The organism is uncultured Merdimonas sp., from assembly GCF_963929015.1.
In the GTDB taxonomy this organism is placed as follows: domain Bacteria; phylum Bacillota; class Clostridia; order Lachnospirales; family Lachnospiraceae; genus Merdimonas.
Window position 1 is genome coordinate 24492 of record NZ_CAWVHE010000009.1, and the last position, 14222, is coordinate 38713.

The window sequence follows — 14222 nt, forward strand, 5'->3', positions numbered from 1 at the left end:
TTTTGTTTGCCCGTGCATTTCTGAAAAATGCGCCGATCATTCTTCTGGATGAAGCTACTGCTTCCCTGGATGTGGAGAATGAAACTCTGATACAGACAGCCCTTTCCCGTCTGATCGCAGATAAAACCGTTCTGGCTATCGCCCACAGGATGCGTACCGTAGCCGGAGCAGATAAGATCGTTGTCCTTTCTGATGGCACCGTGGCAGAAGAAGGATCACCAAAGGATCTGGAAGAAAAGAATGGTGTGTATACTCATATGGTAAAACTGCAGACAGAAAGCCAGAATTGGAAACTTGCGTGAAGAAGTCTCTAAAAGATATCTTATAGGAATTGAAAGAGCAATTTGAGTAGAAAAAATTTTTAATTCTGTTAGAATAAATGGAAAAGAGGTTAGCGATAGCTAACTTAAAGAGGCAGATTATGAAACAATATAAAATCAAAAAAAATTCATTACAGGAAACCTTGATCATTCCTTTGTATGCCCGATGGCTCTGTTCGCAGAAATTTCCCGGATTGTTTCAGGATGAAACAGCCGGCGAGTTGATAAAAAAAGTGGATTATGACTTTTCTACATTAGAAAAACAATCGGAAAGTATCATGCATAGCTTTGGTGCATTGGAAGTAGCCATGCGCCAAAATGATCTTGCATGGGAGATACGGGACTATCTCTATCAACATCCAAACGCCGCAGTCATTAATCTTGGCTGCGGATTGGACAACACCGGACGAATGTGCGACAACGGTCAGTGCCATATCTGGAATATTGACCTGCCGGATGTGATTGCGCTGCGGAATCAATTGCTTCCTGCCGGAGAGCGGGAAGAAAATCTGGCTTGTGATTTAACAGATCTGAGCTGGATGAAAGCTGTACGGTTTGATCCTGAGAATGGTGCAGTACTGTTTGCCGCCGGTGTATTCTACTATTTTACTACAAACCAGATGAAGCAGTTGGTTAAGGCAATGGCCGAACACTTTCCGGGAGGACGTCTGGTTTTTGATGCAGCAGGCAAAACCGCTGTCAAACTAATGCTGAAAACCTGGGTAAAACAGGCGGGGATCAAGGATGTCGGTGCATATTTCTCCGTAAAGGATGCCAAAGGAGAGCTGGAGAGCTGGTCACCATTGCTCTCTGTTTCCAGCTGCGGGTATATGCAGGGCTATCAGAAACTGGAGGGATCGGGGGTAAGATCCATTCACCGCCTTCTGGCTAAAATCGCCGACGGACCGCTGCATTTGCAGATTGTGCGAGTGCGTTTTAAGGAGGAATCTGGATGAACTGGATGCGAACGATATTAGACGGATTTGCCATGGCAGCCTATTTTAATTTATTTGCTGCTGCCGTGGCACTGTACAATCCCAGACTGATGTTTCCCAGCTACCCGCCTGCCATTATCAGGAGTGCGCCGGAACCGCCCTCAAAAGCGGAGAATCGCTTTTACTGGCTATGGGTTCAAAGTGTGGATGAAAAGCTACGCATTGCCGGAGCATCTGTTGCAATGGCCATTGCTCCTGTGTCCCTTGATGGCGGCGGTGCAGGCAGGGATAGGAGTATTGTTGATGAGATTATTAATATAGAGGAGATAATGTAATGAACAAGAAAGAATTAAAACAGGAGAATATTCGACTTGGAACTCACGGGGAAGACTACGGAAGCTGGATGTCCAATCCCGTGTTCTATATTATCGGCGGCATCACGGCTCTGGCCGTGGTTTTGGCCGTACTCTCTTTTTCGGTGTTCCACATCACGGTTCTCGGTGTTCTGTTCTCTGTTGTTGCGGCGGCGCTGATGGCCCTGCTGGTCTGGATCACATGGATCAGGCGCCAGTATGCCTTTGGCGGCGGCGGAATCATGGAACAGGTTCATAGGGTTGTTCTCTCCCATCTGGACTATGATGGGCAGGGAAAGATTTTGGAAGTAGGCTGTGGCTCCGGAGCACTGACAATCCGTGCGGCTCTGACATGGCCGAAAGCAAAAGTGATCGGTGTTGATTACTGGGGCGCTGTGTACAATTACAGCAAAGCACTCTGCGAGAAGAATGCTGCCAGTGAGGGCGTGGCTTCCCGCTGTGTATTTCAGCACGGTGATGCAAAGCAGCTGGATTTTCCCGATGAGAGCTTTGATGTAGTCATCAGCAACTATGTCTATCACAATGTTATGGGTGCTGATATGCAGAAACTGCTGCTGGAAAGCCTGCGGGTATTGAAAAAAGGCGGTGTCTTTGCACTCAACGATGATATGAAGCCAAAGCTGTACGGTGATATGGAAGATTTTGCGCAGAAACTGAGGGATATGGGGTATCAGGATGTTCGTCTCATTGATACTGCGCAGGAAGCTTTTGGTTCCCATGGCCGTGCTGCCATGATGATGCTGGGATCGTCCCGGCTGCTTGTCGGCAGAAAATAATTCATTAAAACAGGAGGTTGGGCTATGTCTAAGTTAGGAGTCGTGGAGGATACCTTGTTTGTCCCTATGCTGGGCAGAATCTATGCCAGTGAGCACTGCCCGCAAATTTTATATGATAAAAAAGCATTGGAATTGAAAAAGAAGCTGCCTTCAGACTTGATTGAAAAGAATATGCAGAACCAGTATACTCTCTTGGCCTCTGCCTCCCGGTCTGCCAATATGGATCGGTTTATTCAGTCTTTTTTGGAACGCAGACCGAACGGTGTGATTGTCCAGCTGGGCTGTGGGCTGGAGACAACCTATTACCGCTGTGATAACAGAAGGACACACTGGTATGCCGTGGATCTGCCTCATGTCATTGACTACCGGAGGGAACTGCTCCCGGAATTGGAACGAGAAACCTATCTTGCAGGAGATGCCTTTTCCGAAGACTGGATCAGACAAGTTCGTAAAGAATTTCCCGATGCTCCTATTCTCGTTACTGCAGGTGGATTATTCCATTATTTTGAGGAAAATAAGGTCATTTCCCTTTTGCGTATGATAGGACAGTCTGGAAATATGGAAGTTGTTTTTGATACCGTGAACAAAAAAGGCATGGCTATGATGCAAAAGAAGTACATGAAGCAGGTAGGCCATGCCGATGCGCAGATGTTCTTTTATGTGGATGCAGCAAAAGAACTGGCAGCAAAGATCAGGGGTAATGTGAAGGTGATTGCGGAGGAACCTTACTATCGTCACATCCCCAGAAATGGTCTGAACTTGTCTACAAGGCTCAGCATGGCGGTTTCAGATCGGCTCTGTATGGTGAAGATGATACAGTTGAAATTGTAAAATTCAATGAAATCTGCCTGAGAGATTTGATTATTTTCCAAGGTGTGGTACAACTTTCCGGTCGGATTATACTAACTTAAAGGGCTATATTATATTTAAAAAGGGAAAGGAACGATCTTTTTCATAGACGAAGAAAATGTCTTTATCACGACAGAAAGATTTGCGGAGAAGTTCCGAAATTCAAATAACTATTTTGTTTTGATCACCAGGGAAAATTTATACACTCTGCCATACAGCGTGGAAGAAATATACGGAATTCACTGTTCCGGGAAATATCACGATACAAAAAAAGCATATCAGTAACTGTATCGGATCTATTCTAATTATCAGAGTTTGCCGGTGAAACCGGAAGAGATAATAACAGAGGATTCTAATTCGGGGTTTGAATTTTTTAAAGCGGTAGGGAAAGAAAATGGTATCAATTGCGAAAGCGCCGGAGGGAAATCTAACATTTTTCATATGCTGGAGCAGACGGAAGAGAAAAAGATCTGCGTTATAGCAGACGGGGCAGCGATCGGACCAGAGGTGGACCGCCTTTATCAATATGCTTCCCGGAGGGATAATATATATCTGTATTTTCCAGAATCCTTTGAATGGCTTATCCTGAGTTCCGGATTGATTGAAGGGAAAGAACTTCAGGATATATTAGAGACTCCGGAAACGTATATTGACAGTAGAACGTATTTTAGCTGGGAAAGATTTTTCTCACATCTTTTGACAGAAAAGACCAGGAATACCTATCTGCAATACAGCAAGTCAAAATTGAACGAAGTTTATCTGCATGAAAAGAACCGGGAAATGATCTTAAAAGTGATAAAAGGAATAGAATGGAAATAACTTTGTAAAAGGATTATTTTTTCACTTCAAGCAGTTCCCGCAGAGATTGCAAAAAAAGATTTACCGCCTTGGAAAACACCTGATATTTTTTCCAGACGATGAATCCCCGCGCTTCCAGCCGGGGCGAAAGCGGGCGGAAGCAAAGATTGCTTCCCTGCGTGTGAATGAGCTTATCAAAACACAGAGCGTATCCAAGTCCTTCCTCTACCATTAGTGAGGCGTTAAAAAGCAGATTGTAGGTGGCCACAATATGCAGTTCCGATTCTTTCCGCTGCAGCCATTGATTCAGATAGGAGTCATCTCCTTTTTGGTGGGAAACAATCAGCGGTTTATCCCACAGATCTTCCGGGCAGATTGCTTCTTTTTCTGCCAGCTGCGAATCTTTACGCATCAAAACGCCCCAGGTATCTTTGACAGAAATCGGAATGGCCTCATATTTCTGTGGATCAATCTCTGTAAAAAGCAGCCCAAAATCAATCAGTCCTTTATCCAGATATTCCAATACATGCTCTGCATTGCCGCTGGAGATGTGATACCGGATATCCGGATATTTTTGTTGCAGTTTTTTTGCAATCCGTGCAAACAAACGAACTGTTTCCGTTTCACCGGCCCCGATATAAACATTCCCCGCAATGGTTTCATTGGAGCCGGTGATTTCTTCTTCTGTGCGGCGCATCAGCGAAATCATTTCTTCCGCCCGTTTACGCAGGATCATCCCTTCTTCCGTTAAAATGACTTTGCGGGAGCCTTTTACACCGCGAATGAGGAGCTGCTTGCCAAGTTCAGTTTCCAGCGCTTTGAGCTGCGTGGATAAAGCCGGCTGAGAGATGTGCAAAGACTCCGCTGCAGCAGTGATATTCTGCTCTCTGGCCACTGCCAGAAAGTATTCCAATAAACGAAATTCCATCGAAACCACCTCCTGACACTCAGTATAGCGGACAACACCATAACCGTCAATTATGGAAATAAATAATAAATAAGTATTTGATATATAATGTGCTGACGTCTATACTATGATTTACAGAAATTCAGTTTGTGCTGATCCGTGGTGGTGAGAGAGAATGCAGAAAAAACAATCCCTGGCTCAAAATGAAAATCCGTATGCCTATACCGTTTTGCAGAACCTGAAGGATGCCGGTTGTTCCGATGAGATGGTAGAAATGTTTATGGCGCTTCAGGACAGCGGGGATGAGGAACAGCAGCGCAGGCTTCTTTCACGCCACAGGAAACATTTGCTGGAGAAGCTCCATCGCAATCAAAGGCGGATCGACTGCCTGGACTATCTTATCTATCAGATGGAGACAAAGAAAGAGGAATAGAAGGAGGTTTTCATATGAAAATGATTCAGGATCAGACCTTTGACGCAGAGCGTGTCTTTTACGGCAGCCACGACATCTTGGTAAAGGATTGCTCCTTTGACGGTCCCGCTGATGGCGAGAGTGCCTTTAAGGAGTGTAGCGATGTGCAGGTGGAACACAGCTTCTTCAATCTGCGTTATCCTTTCTGGCATGACCATGGCCTTGTCATCCGTGATTCCAGGATGACGCAGGCCTGCCGGGCGGCCCTGTGGTACTCTGACCACATGACCATCGAGAATACAAAGCTTCACGGGATCAAGGCCCTGCGCGAGTGTTCGGACATTCTGATGCGTGGCTGCGATGTGATCTCCCCGGAGTTCGGATGGTCGGCCAGGAATGTTGAAATGGAGGACTGCGACGTCGAAAGCGAATATTTTATGATGCGTTCTTCCAATCTGCATTTTAACAATGTGCGGATGAAAGGCAAATATTCCTTCCAGTATATCGTGGATGCTGTATTTGAGAACTGCACCTTTGATACGAAAGACGCCTTCTGGCACGGGAAAAACATCACAGTGCGTGACAGCGTAGTAAAAGGTGAGTATCTGGCCTGGTACAGCGAGAATATTACTTTTGAAAACTGTAAGATTATCGGGACACAGCCCCTGTGCTACTGCAAGGGACTGAAGCTCATTCACTGTGAAATGGAAGGCTGCGACCTGGCCTTTGAGCGGAGCGAAGTGGAAGCAACGGTCACCACGCCGGTTCTCAGCGTTAAAAATCCACTTCGCGGCAGCCGGATCACTGTCCCGGCAGTGGGTGAGATCATCCGCGATATCGAAGAGGGGACAGGCACCGTGCAGATACAGCCAAAGGCGGGCTTCTGATGATGAAGAAAAAGGTTTTTTTCCTGTTGTTTCTATTACTTAGCACATCCGTACTGATGGACGGATGCGGGAGCCAGGAATCATCAGCGCCATCGCAGGAAGCAGAGAATAAAAAAAGTGAGTGGGTTGAGGAGGAAAACGGCGAAATGAAAATGAACGTCAATGTAAACGGCCAGGATTTTACTGCCACTTTGGAACAAAACAGCGCGGTTAGCGCTCTTGTCCAGATGATGGAGAACGGCCCTGTTACCTTACAGCTCAGTGATTATGCGGGTTTTGAAAAGGTGGGGCCGCTGGGCCAGAGCCTTCCGGCAAGCAACAGCCAGACCACGACCCAGTCCGGAGATATTGTGCTATATCAGGGAAATCAGATCGTTATGTTCTATGGTTCCAACTCCTGGAGTTATACAAGGATCGGTCGTATCGATGACCTCACCGGCTGGGAGGAAGCGCTGGTCAGCGGCGATGTGACGGTAACCTTATCAGTGGAGGACTAGGACTTATTGAGAGAATAAAAGGCAAGCAAGGAGGATTTTATGGAGTATCGAAAATTGCCTCACGGGGAGGAACAGATTAGTATCATCGGCATGGGAAACAGCTCTCTTGGCGCTTCGGGCGGGGAGGAAGCTGAAAAGACGATTGCCATGGCGCTGGAAAACGGCGTCAACTACTTTGACATGGCCGCCGGGGATGCCACGCCCTTTCCCGCCTATGGCCGGGTGGTATCCGGCTGCCGGCATAAAGTGTATTATCAGGTCCATTTCGGTGCGGATTACCGCAGCGGCAAATACGGCTGGACACTGGACCTGGATGAGATCAGGCGTTCTGTCGACTGGCAGTTGAAAGCTCTTAAGACGGATTATATTGACTTTGGTTTTATCCACTGTATTGATGAACTTTCCGACCTGGAAAAGGCAGAGGCGCATGGAACCATCGCCTACATAGAGGAGTTGAAGCGGCAGGGCGTTATCCGGCACATCGGGCTTTCCTCTCACACGCCTGTTGTGGCAGAGAAAGTTTTGGATATGCACATCCTGGATATGCTGATGTTCAGCATCAACCCCGCCTACGACTACCGCCACGGGGAGTATGCCATCGGCAGCGGGGATGAACGGGCTGCGCTTTACCGCCGGTGCGAAGCGGAGGGCGTGGGCATTTCGGTGATGAAGGCGTTTAGCGCCGGGCAGTTGCTGGACGCAAAAACATCGCCTTTCGGCCAGGCCCTGACGGAGTACCAGTGTATGCAGTACGCCTTGGATCGTCCAGGTGTATTGACGGTACTGCCCGGTGTGCGGAACCGGGAAGATCTGAAGCGGATTCTCGGGTTTCTCATCGCCACAGAAGCGGAAAAGGATTATTCCATCCTTGGCAGTTTCACGCCTGCCGAGTCAAACGGCGTATGTGTGTACTGCAACCACTGTCAGCCCTGCCCTGCCGGTCTGGATGTGGGGCTTATCAACAAGTATTACGATCTGGCAAAGGCCGGTGACGGGCTGGCCCGGGATCACTACGCCCATATGGAGCGTAAGGCATCGCATTGTGTCTCCTGCGGCCACTGTGATGCCCGCTGTCCCTTCCATGTCAGCCAAAGCTGGCGAATGAAGGAGATTGCAGCGTACTTCGGAGAGTAAAAAATAGTGAAAAAATAGTGTAATTTTAGTGGAAGAAAAATAAAAAAATGGCATAGAAAAAACGAGAACTGTTCGGTTCTCGTTTTTTCTGCAAAATACGGATTAAATGAGCCAAACGGGTACATACCAGTTCTTTTCGTCCACAGGCAGCAGATCATTTGCCATACAGACCACACTTCCTGTTCCAATCTCGACCTTCAAAGACTCCAACCCTTCGAAAGCCGGTTCTCTGGTAACGGGTTCCAATACCTTGAAGTTTTTAATCGCGGTTTTGCCTGGTGACGCCGATTTTTTGATCTCTATCGGGGAAAGCATACCATTTTGATATAGCAGCAGGTCGATTTCTTTCTTGTCTTTATCCCTGTAATAGAAAATAGGCGGCTCTTTTCCTGCGTTCAGATAACTCTTATAAATCTCTGAAAAAACATAACTCTCAAAGAAAGCCCCGGACATGGCGCCTCTTTCCAGTGCTTCGGGATTACCCCATTTTAAAAGGTACGCTGCCAGGCCGGTGTCCAGGAAATGGAGCAGTGGCATCTTTACCACCCGTTTGAGTGCATTGTTGTGATAAGGCTGTACAAGTGCAATGATATGAGACGACACCAAAATAGAGAGCCATTTTTTTGCCGTTGGAGCTGAAACGCCCGCGGCACTCGCCAGTTCCTCATAGACAACAGGTTTTGAGGTCTGTGCAGCAACAATCGTCATAAAATTGTAAAACTGCATTTCATCCGCGACCTGTGCCAGATCCCGAATATCCCTTTGCAGATAGGTGTCAACATAGGAGCGGTAATAAGTCTCCCAGTCCACATTTTCATCTGCATAGAGTTCCGGCATAGAACCTTTGAATATCCGGCGGTAGATCTCATTTAAATCTCTTTTTCTTTTTACGGGCAAACGCTCCATCAAATACCCGGCTTCTGTCTGGAAAGGCTCGCTTGGTTCATGATAGATTTCCGCATTGGATAATCCCAGCAGGTTCACGATTCCAACCCGTCCGGCCAGACTTTCGCTGACATTTTTCATAAGGCGGAAAACCTGCGAGCCTGTGATCCAGAAATCACCTTTTTTCTTAGAATGGTCAACACTCATTTTGATGTAGGGCAGCAGCTCTGTTGCATACTGGATCTCATCAATCAGTACCGGTGGAGAATACCTCTGTAAAAACAGGGCAGGATCGTGTTTTGCCAGGTAGCGGACATCAGGATCATCCAGAGTCACATATTTACGCTCTATGCCTTCATTTTGCTGTGCCTCTGCCATTCTTTGCAATAAGGTCGTTTTTCCAACCTGTCTGGGGCCAGTTACCAGCAGCACCGGAAACATTTTGGACACCCGTGCAATCGTATCTTCCGCAGCTCGTTTGATATATGCCATGACAATCTCTCCCTTCGGTTATAGTATAAGTAGGCGTTTGCGAAACGCCAAAAGCCGCATAAATACGGCATTTTTTGTTGCCAAAATAAAATATCTCCTCAAGGTTTATGGTAAAATAGAGTTGACTAGAAACTATTAACCAATCCACCTTAAAGGAGATATACCTATATGATAACACATAAGCAGCTCACTTTGGCAGAAGTTTTTGAAGATTGTCAACATAAATTCGATAATGACAAATATCATTTTCTAGCACTTCTTGATGAAGCCATTAACCTTGATGAAATTGTTCCTGTTTCTTTTGTTTCTCATTTTCACGCCCAAACCGGAAGACCTCGCAAGCACCAGCTTTATCCTATGCTCAAGGCACTTCTGCTCCAGCGTATTTTTTCAATCCCGACGGACACGCTCCTGATTGTGTTCTTGAAATACTCTCAGGAACTTCGTGATTTTTGCGGCTTTGATGTTGTACCAGACGGTTCAAAATTCACTCGCTTTAAACAGGATTTCTTATCGGACTTACAATCTATGTTCGATCATCTTGTAGATCTGACCGAACCGATATGCCAAAAGCTGAATCCGGCTCTTGCCGACATGACTATCTTTGATACCTCCGGTATTGAAGCATGGGTTACAGAAAATAATCCGAAGTATGCCAACCGTATTATTAAACAGCTGAAGGCTTTTAAAAAATCCCATAACCTTGATGATTCCTATGATCCTTACAAAGCCGCTTATGGTTCCATGCCAACTCATGCTGCATCCAACCAGGCAATCCAGCAGATGTACATCAATGGTCACTTCTGTTATGCCTATAAATTCGGTATCGTCACAAATGGACTTGGCATTGTCCGCGACATATCTTTCTACAACAAGGATTTCCTAAATGCACATCCTGATATTGTTGTAGAAAAGAAATCGGATTCTCCGGATGAGGATAAATCGCTTGCCGACTCAAAAGCGCTGCTTCCTGTTTTGATTGATTTTTTCAAAAAACATCCTTTGATTGAGCCAAAGACTTTTCTTGGCGATGCCGCCTTTGATACGATTGAAATCTATAAATCTCTTTTCGAGGAGATTGGATTCCATAAAGCTTTTATTCCCCTCAGGGTAAAACTTTCCATGGAAGGAACGGACTACACAGTGAATGAAAATGGTATTCCCTGCTGCCCACATGATCCAACACTTCCTATGAAACGGGAAGGAAGCAAATCCCATTTGCGCAGCAAACTTCCTACCATGAAGTTTGTATGTCCAAAAATGAAATGGGAATACAATCCTGCCGACAAGTCAAAATGTCGGGTATGTCACTGCGATAATCCATGCACCACTTCTTCCTGCGGACGAATGATTTATATTTATCCAGAGAAAAATCTCCGCGCCTATCCTGGTGTAGAACGAGGTTCCCAGGAATGGGAAGACACTTACAAAATCCGTGTAAATGTCGAAAAATCAATCAACCATTTCAAGGATAGTTTCTGTATTGCGAATCGTAAAACACAGAATGAAAAAACGCTTCATGCCGATTTACTTCTTGCAGGAATTACACAACTTATTACCGTACTTGTTGCTGATAAAATCCACCAACTTCAATACATACGAAGTTTAAAACCTTTGATTGCCTGACCTTTGGTATTTATAACATTTTTTCTTCGCAGTCCATCTGGGAAGTTATTTTGTCATGTCTAATTTTGATGTCACCTGCTTCTCATCTTAGGAATCCTGCATTGCAGGATTCCTACCGCATTTTTAATCAGGATTGCGACCTTGTTTCGCAATTACCTAATAGTATAAGTCAATTTTATTCAGAATATTCGTCCAAACTAAATTGTGATTTTATTATAGTCGGATTTTCTGTGGATTGTCAATGGTATCACTGGCTAAACTAAATTGTGATTTTAGTTTAGCCAAAACATTTGCCGCAATTATTCCATGAAAAACTAACTTTTTACCGAACTGAATTGTCTTATTAGATAGAAGCAGGTCAAGGGAGGTAAGAAGAGTGAGAAGATACAAACGATACCGCGGCAGAAAAAGACTACTACTATAAATCAGTAGTATTTTTGTTATATACCCCTTGATTTTAGTATAATTTATGATATTCTATAAGAAAGAAATCGATTTATAATCATAAAGACAGGGGGTGGGACAATGGAATTTGCTTTACAGAAAACAGTATGTGCTTCGGAAGTGAAACTAATACGCGGACAATTGAAGATGAAGCAAAAAGAACTGGCCGGGCTGATGAATGTTTCTGTTAAAACGGTGGAACACTGGGAAAGCAGCGGGGGGACAGTGTCGGGAGCTGCTGCCGCCATGCTCTGCATCCTGCGGGAGCGCCCGTGGCTTTTGGAAGAGCTGGAGATCCCGGAAAGAGAGTTCCCTCTTCGGCTCAGATATTTGAATCAGAACCGGCTGTGCACCATCATAGATGTGAATGACAGGGAACAGCGGGTAAAAATCAAAAACTATGTAACGGATCCCTTGTACCGGGCGTTTGGGAAAAATGAACACCCCACATATGAAGAGTATGAAGAATTTCTGGAATCAAGATGTTTCCCGCGGACGAGAGACAAGATGAAAATCCTGCTTGAGGAGCTGAATCTTCCATTTTATGATCCGCTTATGATCATCCAGAAAACCAAAGGGGAAATGGCAGAAGATGATTTTTGGATTGAGATCGAGAGGTGAGGAAAATGATCCGTCTGGAAGAAAAGGATTTGAGGACTGCGGCGCATCAGTCGTCAAAAGGGAATCAGTTGAAGTGGGAATCGGAAGGGGTATGGTACAAGGCAGACTATACCGGTTATGAAGGCCTGGCGGAATATGTAGTCTCAAAGCTTCTGCGATACTCCAATATGGAGGAAAATGATTATATTCTGTATGAAACGGAAGAAATTAGGTATAAGCAAGCAATATACAGGGGCTGTCGCAGCAGAAATTTTCTCCCGGATGGCTGGCAGCTTATCACGTTGGAGAGATTGTTCAAGAATCTGTATGGGCGGAGTCTGTATGTGAGCATTTTCCAGATACAGGGTGTAGAGGAAAGGACGCGTTTTCTGACAGAGCAGGTGGAGCAGATGACGGGCCTGAAAGACTTTGGTTTTTATCTAAGCCGTCTGTTGACAATAGATGCGCTGTTCCTGAACGAGGACAGACATATGCATAATATTGCCGTGCTGCTTGATAGAGACGGTCATTATCATTACTGCCCGGTGTTTGATAACGGTTGCGCGCTTCTGTCGGATACACAGATGGATTATCCGATGGGGGAGGATATTATCACGCTTATCCCGCAGGTCAGAGCCAAAACACTGAGCAGAAATTTTATGGAGCAGTTGGAAGCTGTGGAAGCTTTGTATGGGCAGTCCCTGAAGTTTTCTTACAGCATAAAAGAGATTGAAATGCTGTTGGAGAAAGAACCTTATTATCCGGAAGAAATTAAAATACGGGTACGGGACATCCTGTTGCAGCAGCGTCGCACATATCAGTATCTATTTCGGTAAAACAGGAAAGGAAGCAGGCAGTCATGAAGATCCTCTTATCACCGGCAAAGAAAATGAATGTGAATACGAACGACCTGGCGCCAGAGGGCCTGCCGGTTCTTATGGAGCAGACAGAAGAGATCCTTCAGTTCCTGCAGGGCTTGTCCTATGGGGAGGCGAAGAAGCTGTGGGCCTGCAACGACAGGATCGCAGAGCAGAATTATGACAGGCTGAAACACATGGATCTCTGTCACGGGCTGACTCCGGCCATCCTCTCCTATGAAGGGATCGCATATCAGTATATGGCGCCCGCCGTATTCGAGTCCGGGCAGCTTCAGTATGTGCAGGAACATCTGCGGATCCTGTCGGCATTTTACGGCGTGGTGAAACCGCTGGACGGTGTGACGCCCTACCGCCTGGAAATGCAGGCCAAGGCAAAGATCGGCGGAAAGAAGGATCTGTATGAGTACTGGGGCGAGCACCTGTACCGGGAGGTCCTGGACGAGAGCCGGATCCTCATCAATCTGGCGTCAAAAGAATATTCCCGCTGTGTTGAGAAATATCTGCAGCCGGAGGATGTGTATATCACCTGCGTCTTCGGTGAATTTTCCGGGGAGAAGATCGTGCAGAAAGGCGTGTATGCCAAGATGGCCAGAGGCGAGATGGTGCGGTATATGGCGGAGAATCGGATCCGGGATCCGGAGGAGATGAAGCGGTTTGACCGATTGGGATATACATACCGGGCGGAGTTGTCTGACGAGAGGACATTTATATTTATCAAAGGATAGATGTTCGTATTCAATAATAGGATATCTGAAAATGTCAAAATATCTTGACATTTTTGTGCTTCTTTGTTATCGTGAAAATGTAAAAAGTATTTTACATTTTGGAGTGGAAAAGGAGTGAATGGATATGAGAAATACAGCAACGATCTTGATGTGGACTTTTTTGATTTTTCTGTTAGCGCTGATTATAATAGATATTCTGATGATCGTATCTCTTCTTAAAACCGGAGATGAAAGAAGGCAGCTCATTGTCTGGAAAGCAAGCTCTTTCACCCTTCTGGTGGTTGTGGGGACGCTGGTCATGGATGTTGTGGAGTCTATTGTCAGAGCCGAAGCTATGCTGATCAATCCGTTTGTTAAACTCAGTGTTACGGCAATGGTTTATTTCCTGACTCTTTTATTTTACAGAAAAAGGTACGGCGATTGATATGGAAAATATAATCAGAAGCAGGCGGAAAGATCTGGGGCTGTCGCAGGAGGAACTGGCAAAAAAATGCGGAGTTTCCAGGCAAACCGTAAATGCGATTGAAAATAATAAATATGATCCGACACTGGCGCTGGCCTTCCGTCTTGCCAGGGAGCTGAAACTTACCGTGGATGAATTGTTCCTGCCTTCATAGGGGAATGGAAAGGAAGCGGATTTGAAAAAATCATCAGTGGATATGAGTTCCAGATAAATTATGATG

At 45.7% G+C, this 14222-nt stretch carries 16 protein-coding genes and 2 pseudogenes; 16 read left to right on the top strand and 2 right to left on the bottom strand.

The window, feature by feature from the left end:
• Positions 1 to 8: 8 nt before the first annotated feature.
• The 6 genes and pseudogenes from ABGT54_RS04790 to ABGT54_RS04815 form a co-directional block, all read left to right on the top strand.
• Positions 9 to 302: pseudogene (locus ABGT54_RS04790) on the top strand (ABC transporter ATP-binding protein); the annotation flags it as partial.
• Between the two features lie 119 nt (positions 303 to 421).
• Complete coding sequence (locus ABGT54_RS04795; RefSeq protein ID WP_070089521.1) at positions 422 to 1276, top strand: class I SAM-dependent methyltransferase; 855 nt, start codon at positions 422 to 424, stop codon at positions 1274 to 1276.
• A complete protein-coding gene (locus tag ABGT54_RS04800) occupies positions 1273 to 1590 on the top strand; it encodes a hypothetical protein (RefSeq protein WP_346663061.1) in 318 nt (105 codons plus the stop codon). The genes ABGT54_RS04795 and ABGT54_RS04800 overlap by 4 nt, the downstream gene beginning before the upstream one ends.
• Positions 1590 to 2405 (top strand): class I SAM-dependent methyltransferase, encoded by an 816-nt coding sequence (locus ABGT54_RS04805; RefSeq protein WP_346663062.1) that lies wholly within the window; start codon positions 1590 to 1592, stop codon positions 2403 to 2405. The genes ABGT54_RS04800 and ABGT54_RS04805 overlap by 1 nt, the downstream gene beginning before the upstream one ends.
• Positions 2406 to 2429: 24 nt before the next feature.
• Positions 2430 to 3236, top strand: a complete 807-nt coding sequence (locus ABGT54_RS04810; RefSeq protein WP_346663063.1) for a class I SAM-dependent methyltransferase — start codon at positions 2430 to 2432, stop codon at positions 3234 to 3236.
• Between the two features lie 339 nt (positions 3237 to 3575).
• Positions 3576 to 4073: a hypothetical protein gene (locus ABGT54_RS04815; protein ID WP_346663064.1), complete on the top strand. Its 498-nt coding sequence runs from the start codon at positions 3576 to 3578 to the stop codon at positions 4071 to 4073.
• A 13-nt stretch (positions 4074 to 4086) separates the two neighbouring features.
• On the opposite strand, the gene ABGT54_RS04820 is transcribed toward ABGT54_RS04815, so the two are convergent.
• Positions 4087 to 4980 carry a LysR family transcriptional regulator gene (locus ABGT54_RS04820; protein ID WP_346663065.1) on the bottom strand — a complete coding sequence of 298 codons (894 nt, stop codon included), beginning with the start codon at positions 4978 to 4980 and terminating at the stop codon, positions 4087 to 4089.
• 154 nt (positions 4981 to 5134) lie between these two features.
• On the opposite strand from ABGT54_RS04820, the gene ABGT54_RS04825 reads away from it, so the two are divergent.
• Genes ABGT54_RS04825 through ABGT54_RS04840 form a run of 4 tightly spaced genes read left to right on the top strand, consistent with a single transcriptional unit; the run spans position 5135 to position 7889 of the window.
• A complete protein-coding gene (locus tag ABGT54_RS04825; protein ID WP_346663066.1) occupies positions 5135 to 5392 on the top strand; it encodes a hypothetical protein in 258 nt (85 codons plus the stop codon).
• A gap of 14 nt (positions 5393 to 5406) precedes the next feature.
• Complete coding sequence (locus ABGT54_RS04830; protein WP_346663067.1) at positions 5407 to 6258, top strand: DUF3737 family protein; 852 nt, start codon at positions 5407 to 5409, stop codon at positions 6256 to 6258.
• Positions 6258 to 6755 (top strand): cyclophilin-like fold protein, encoded by a 498-nt coding sequence (locus ABGT54_RS04835; protein ID WP_346663068.1) that lies wholly within the window; start codon positions 6258 to 6260, stop codon positions 6753 to 6755. Before ABGT54_RS04830 ends, ABGT54_RS04835 begins: the two co-directional genes overlap by 1 nt.
• Before the next feature lie 39 nt (positions 6756 to 6794).
• Entirely contained in the window at positions 6795 to 7889 is a 1095-nt protein-coding gene (locus ABGT54_RS04840) for an aldo/keto reductase (protein ID WP_346663069.1), read from the top strand.
• Positions 7890 to 7991: 102 nt separating this feature from the next.
• Here ABGT54_RS04840 and ABGT54_RS04845 read toward each other — a convergent pair whose 3' ends face one another.
• Entirely contained in the window at positions 7992 to 9266 is a 1275-nt protein-coding gene (locus ABGT54_RS04845; RefSeq protein WP_346663070.1) for an ATP-binding protein, read from the bottom strand.
• 168 nt (positions 9267 to 9434) lie between these two features.
• On the opposite strand from ABGT54_RS04845, the pseudogene ABGT54_RS04850 reads away from it, so the two are divergent.
• The 6 genes and pseudogenes from ABGT54_RS04850 to ABGT54_RS04875 form a co-directional block, all read left to right on the top strand.
• Positions 9435 to 10800, top strand: a pseudogene (locus ABGT54_RS04850) (transposase); the annotation flags it as partial.
• A gap of 617 nt (positions 10801 to 11417) precedes the next feature.
• Entirely contained in the window at positions 11418 to 11957 is a 540-nt protein-coding gene (locus tag ABGT54_RS04855; RefSeq protein WP_204909006.1) for a transcriptional regulator, read from the top strand.
• 5 nt (positions 11958 to 11962) lie between these two features.
• Positions 11963 to 12772, top strand: coding sequence for a hypothetical protein (locus ABGT54_RS04860; protein ID WP_204931420.1), 810 nt, complete (start codon positions 11963 to 11965; stop codon positions 12770 to 12772).
• A gap of 23 nt (positions 12773 to 12795) precedes the next feature.
• Entirely contained in the window at positions 12796 to 13539 is a 744-nt protein-coding gene (gene yaaA, locus ABGT54_RS04865) for a peroxide stress protein YaaA (protein ID WP_346663071.1), read from the top strand.
• A gap of 124 nt (positions 13540 to 13663) precedes the next feature.
• Positions 13664 to 13963 (top strand): hypothetical protein, encoded by a 300-nt coding sequence (locus ABGT54_RS04870; RefSeq protein ID WP_346663072.1) that lies wholly within the window; start codon positions 13664 to 13666, stop codon positions 13961 to 13963.
• Position 13964: 1 nt separating this feature from the next.
• Positions 13965 to 14156: a helix-turn-helix transcriptional regulator gene (locus ABGT54_RS04875; protein WP_346663073.1), complete on the top strand. Its 192-nt coding sequence runs from the start codon at positions 13965 to 13967 to the stop codon at positions 14154 to 14156.
• The last annotated feature ends 66 nt before the right edge of the window (positions 14157 to 14222 follow it).

Coding starts and splice junctions, on each gene's coding strand:
- ABGT54_RS04835 (WP_346663068.1), top strand. CDS start 6,258: ATGATGAAGAAAAAGGTTTTTTTCCTGTTGTTTCTATTACTTAGCACA.
- ABGT54_RS04870 (WP_346663072.1), top strand. CDS start 13,664: ATGAGAAATACAGCAACGATCTTGATGTGGACTTTTTTGATTTTTCTG.
- ABGT54_RS04805 (WP_346663062.1), top strand. CDS start 1,590: ATGAACAAGAAAGAATTAAAACAGGAGAATATTCGACTTGGAACTCAC.
- ABGT54_RS04800 (WP_346663061.1), top strand. CDS start 1,273: ATGAACTGGATGCGAACGATATTAGACGGATTTGCCATGGCAGCCTAT.
- yaaA (WP_346663071.1), top strand. CDS start 12,796: ATGAAGATCCTCTTATCACCGGCAAAGAAAATGAATGTGAATACGAAC.
- ABGT54_RS04840 (WP_346663069.1), top strand. CDS start 6,795: ATGGAGTATCGAAAATTGCCTCACGGGGAGGAACAGATTAGTATCATC.
- ABGT54_RS04825 (WP_346663066.1), top strand. CDS start 5,135: ATGCAGAAAAAACAATCCCTGGCTCAAAATGAAAATCCGTATGCCTAT.
- ABGT54_RS04820 (WP_346663065.1), bottom strand. CDS start 4,980: ATGGAATTTCGTTTATTGGAATACTTTCTGGCAGTGGCCAGAGAGCAG.
- ABGT54_RS04830 (WP_346663067.1), top strand. CDS start 5,407: ATGAAAATGATTCAGGATCAGACCTTTGACGCAGAGCGTGTCTTTTAC.
- ABGT54_RS04795 (WP_070089521.1), top strand. CDS start 422: ATGAAACAATATAAAATCAAAAAAAATTCATTACAGGAAACCTTGATC.
- ABGT54_RS04845 (WP_346663070.1), bottom strand. CDS start 9,266: ATGGCATATATCAAACGAGCTGCGGAAGATACGATTGCACGGGTGTCC.
- ABGT54_RS04860 (WP_204931420.1), top strand. CDS start 11,963: ATGATCCGTCTGGAAGAAAAGGATTTGAGGACTGCGGCGCATCAGTCG.
- ABGT54_RS04875 (WP_346663073.1), top strand. CDS start 13,965: ATGGAAAATATAATCAGAAGCAGGCGGAAAGATCTGGGGCTGTCGCAG.
- ABGT54_RS04855 (WP_204909006.1), top strand. CDS start 11,418: ATGGAATTTGCTTTACAGAAAACAGTATGTGCTTCGGAAGTGAAACTA.
- ABGT54_RS04810 (WP_346663063.1), top strand. CDS start 2,430: ATGTCTAAGTTAGGAGTCGTGGAGGATACCTTGTTTGTCCCTATGCTG.